Genomic DNA, 686 nt, shown 5'->3' on the forward strand with positions numbered 1-686 from the left:
GGCTAAAACAGTCAGGATGTTGGCTTAGAAGCAGCCATCATTTAAAGAAAGCGTAATAGCTCACTGATCGAGTCGTCCTGCGCGGAAGATGTAACGGGGCTAAGCCAGTCACCGAAGCTGCGGATATTGTTCTGTGATTTATCACGGATAGATATGGTAGGAGAGCGTTCTGTAAGCCTGCGAAGGTGTCTTGTAAAGGATGCTGGAGGTATCAGAAGTGCGAATGCTGACATGAGTAGCGATAATGGGGGTGAAAAGCCTCCACGCCGTAAGCCCAAGGTTTCCTGTTCAACGTTCATCGGAGCAGGGTGAGTCGGCCCCTAAGGCGAGGCAGAGATGCGTAGCTGATGGGAAGCAGGTTAATATTCCTGCACCGTCGTATGATGCGATGGGGGGACGGATCGCGGAAGGTTGTCTGACTGTTGGAATAGTCAGTTTCTGTCTCATAGAAGGCGCTTAGGCAAATCCGGGCGCGGAATTCAAGGGGATGGGACGAGTGAACTTGTTCACGAAGCAATCGGAAGTGGTTCCAAGAAAAGCCTCTAAGCTTCAGTCATACGAGACCGTACCGCAAACCGACACAGGTGGGCGAGATGAGTATTCTAAGGCGCTTGAGAGAACTCGGGAGAAGGAACTCGGCAAATTGGTACCGTAACTTCGGGAAAAGGTACGCCCCGGTAGCTTGA

General features: G+C 51.5%; 1 rRNA gene. It reads left to right on the forward strand.

The features are described 5' to 3' along the window. Nucleotides 1–686, forward strand: a 23S ribosomal RNA gene (locus GCM43_RS25485); the annotation flags it as partial.

This window comes from Janthinobacterium aquaticum (assembly GCF_009208565.1).
In the GTDB taxonomy this organism is placed as follows: domain Bacteria; phylum Pseudomonadota; class Gammaproteobacteria; order Burkholderiales; family Burkholderiaceae_D; genus Janthinobacterium.